Consider the following 3252-nt stretch of genomic DNA (forward strand, 5'->3'; position numbering starts at 1 on the left):
CATGGCACTGTCTGGGTGAATGGCGGTAATGGCTATATTGCCATGCAGGTCAGTGGGTTAGAAGTGCTTCCGGGGGCCGGTCTCACGGATTCAGGCAATAGTATGTGCTAGGGATTTTTAAAAATTATGTAGGCATATTCAGTCCCTTACTTGGATTTTGCAAAAAGTAATGCTGTTTCAAAAAAAACGTCTTTATGAGTTAATTGTTTTAGGTAAAATAGGTTGTAGATTTAAGGATGGTTAATTTTAATTGTCATTCTCTCTTGTCGCCTTTTTTTAAACGTGTAGTTAGAGTCTCAACAAAATCTAATATCAACTGCCGGTCATTTTGATTTAGTGGAGCTATAAGTTGTTTAATGCGTTTTGATTGATCGTCGACATGAAAACTAGCTTGTCCTAGTAACTCGGCAGCTTCGCAATTAAATATTTCAGCTAGCTCTATCAGGCGCACAATATTAGGAATGACCCGTCCACGTTCAATCCGTGAAACGGCTTCATTGCCGATGCCTAAGCGTTCAGCCACCTCTTCTTGGGTTAGTTGACTGCGCACTCGCTGTTTGGCAATGGCTCGGCCAATACTGATGGCCAGCCGTTTCTCTTCTATTTTATTCACAATGTCCTCCATGTAGACCTAGATGGTTGAGGAACGACCTATTGACATGAAGGACTGTTTAGGTTGAATATCATCGTCTAAGGTTGATTTGGATGCTGATGGTTACTTTTTGTTTCTTGAGGTTACGACATTGAAATGTGTGTTATGAGGGGTGCCATTTTTTAATTCGTCATCTCATAAATATAAAAATAAATGAATGGTTAGAAATCTCTGGCTTATGAGTTGAGCTGGAAGTTACAGGTAGATAGAAAAGTGGCTGTTTTTTTATTTTTTTAGCCGGGGCGGATTTGAGGTTTTTTAATTATTGAATTTTAATAATATTTTTTTAGATGTATTTTTGAAAAATGTTTATTTCGTTAAGTATGGGATGATATTTTTCAAAAATGCTGTTCAAAGAAAGCAGGAGAATGGCTTGATTTTATGCATGACTAAATTCGAAGGCGTTTAATAGCATGTCTCCTACTACTGCACCAGCGGTTTTTAGACAACTAGCGGATAAATTGTCCTTCGCCAGTAAAGAGGGCTTTTTTCAGCACCTTGTAAAGTCTTTAGCGGATATCCTTCGTGTTGATCATGCTGTTGTCGAGCATGTTGATAGGCAGCTAAGCAAGTCGACTCCACTGGCGGCTTGGTCTCAAGATGAATTTGTTAATCAAGAGGTATATGCGCTATCAGGTACGCCATGCCAGTATGTCACCAACCGCACTCGATATTTCGTCTCCTCCCAAGTTTGTCAGCAATTTCCAGATGATGAACGGTTGGCTGCAATGAACATTGAGGGGTACTTCGGTATTGCCATCACAGCACCTGATGGCAGCTTCCTAGGCGTTATTGCGTTAATGCACTCATCACCTTTGGTACTCCCTCTTTATACTGATGAAGTGCTGCGCATATGTTCTGCATTGGCGGGGGCCGAGTTGGCCCGGCAGCTAGCGGAGAGAGAAACGCAAGAAAAGCTGATATATAAAAAACGGGCGCTGAAGCGAATTGGTAAACACAACGAAGCACTGATTAATACTATTAATGAGCAACAGAAATTTCAAAACGCCGTTGTTAGTGTTGCGACCGCTGTTTCTGGCCAAGTTGGCGAAGCGTTTTTACATCAATTGACAGCCCATATGGCCGATGCATTATCGGCAGAAGTGGGGTTTATTGCGCTGTTGGATGAGCAGGATTCTGATATCGCACATACCTTAACGCTCTATGTAAATGGTCAGCGCCAGGATAATTTTGCCTACTATTTACCAGGTGTTCCCTGCCACAAGGTGATGGTCGAGCAGGAGTGCATCGTTTATGAGGGAGCCGCCATTATATTGCCCAAGGAGAGCGAAGGGGCACTGAGTTGGGTGAATGGTTATGTAGGACGTCGGTTGGAAAACAGTCATGGCCAGCCGATGGGGCTTATTGGTGTCATGTTTAAAAAGCCCTTGGACGATGTAGACACGATACGTAATGTACTGCAGATATTTGCCGCGCGAGCGGCCTCCGAGCTTGAACGTCAAAAAGACGAGGTACGTATTCGCCAGTTGGCGTTTTTTGATCCCGGTACTCACTTACCCAATCGCGCTGCTTTTATGCGCCATTTAGAGCGTGTATTTGCTGACCCAGAAACGCCAGAATTAGCGCTATTACTGCTAGATCTCAATCATTTTAAAGAGATCAATGATACAGCTGGGCACGACCTGGGAGATTTAGTGCTTCAGGCGGTGGCAAAGAACTTTTCAACCGTATTAAAAAAGTCTGAGTATTTGGCGCGTTTGGGTGGTGATGAGTTCGTCGTGATCTGTTCTTTAGCTGGGGTGCGGGGGGCTTTTGAAACAGCGCAGCGGTTGGGCAACAGCTTAGCGCTACCCTTTATGGTCGATCAGTACTCCTTTGAAATTTCAGTTGGTATTGGTATCTCTCTTTATCCACAGCATGCGACTACGCCCCTTGAGCTACTCAAGCATGCTGATATTGCGATGTATCAAGCTAAGCGGCAAAAATTGCCGATGTGCGTGTTTGAACCCTGGATGAGTCGCGTTGTTGCTGAACAGCTGCATATTGCCAAACGCCTTGCTATTGCCATTTCAGACAAAAAACTAAGCCTGCACTTTCAGCCTCAAGTCGACTTAAAAAGCGGCAAGCTAATTGGCGCTGAGGCACTTTGTCGTTGGTATGATGAAGAGCTTGGTAATGTATCGCCGGGTAAGTTTATTCCTATTGCCGAAGAACGCGGCATGATCGTCGCGCTTGGCGACTGGGTAATTGAAGAAGCGTGTAGGAAAGTAGTTGGATGGAGTGATCAAGGCCATGCCATGCCAGGGCAATTAGCGATTAATATCGCTGCTGAACAGTTCGAAGAAGAAGACTTGGTCGCCAGAATACTTAACAGCTGCATGCATTTTAATATAGATCCTTCAAAACTCAGCTTGGAGATTACCGAAAGCGGTATTATGGCGAACCCTGAAAAGGCCATCGCCATGACCGAAGCATTGAAAAGCAAAGGGCTGGGACTTTCGATTGATGACTTTGGTACCGGGTATTCGTCGCTTGCCTATCTAACCCGGATTTCTCATAGCACCTCAGCAAGTACTGCACCCAAGACGGAATGCCACTAAAAAACTGTTGGCACGGCTTAAATTGCCTACTTTTTAACC

Annotated in this window: 2 protein-coding genes; one reads left to right on the forward strand and one right to left on the reverse strand. The window is 44.2% G+C overall.

Features of this window, described 5'->3' with window-relative positions; translation table 11 throughout:
* Window positions 1–253: 253 nt before the first annotated feature.
* Window positions 254–613, reverse strand: coding sequence for a helix-turn-helix domain-containing protein (locus ACQKE4_RS20400; RefSeq protein WP_427390064.1), 360 nt, complete (start codon window positions 611–613; stop codon window positions 254–256).
* Window positions 614–1065: 452 nt separating this feature from the next.
* Here ACQKE4_RS20400 and ACQKE4_RS20405 point away from each other — a divergent pair, with 452 nt between their 5' ends.
* Entirely contained in the window at window positions 1066–3213 is a 2148-nt protein-coding gene (locus ACQKE4_RS20405; RefSeq protein ID WP_427390065.1) for a putative bifunctional diguanylate cyclase/phosphodiesterase, read from the forward strand.
* Window positions 3214–3252 lie beyond the last annotated feature (39 nt).

Source organism: Halomonas sp. NPDC076908 (assembly GCF_050269715.1).
In the GTDB taxonomy this organism is placed as follows: Bacteria; Pseudomonadota; Gammaproteobacteria; order Pseudomonadales; family Halomonadaceae; genus Vreelandella.

Bases quoted from the DNA above. Each gene is read 5' to 3' on its own strand.
- ACQKE4_RS20405 (WP_427390065.1), top strand. From the start codon at position 1,066: ATGTCTCCTACTACTGCACCAGCGGTTTTTAGACAACTAGCGGATAAA.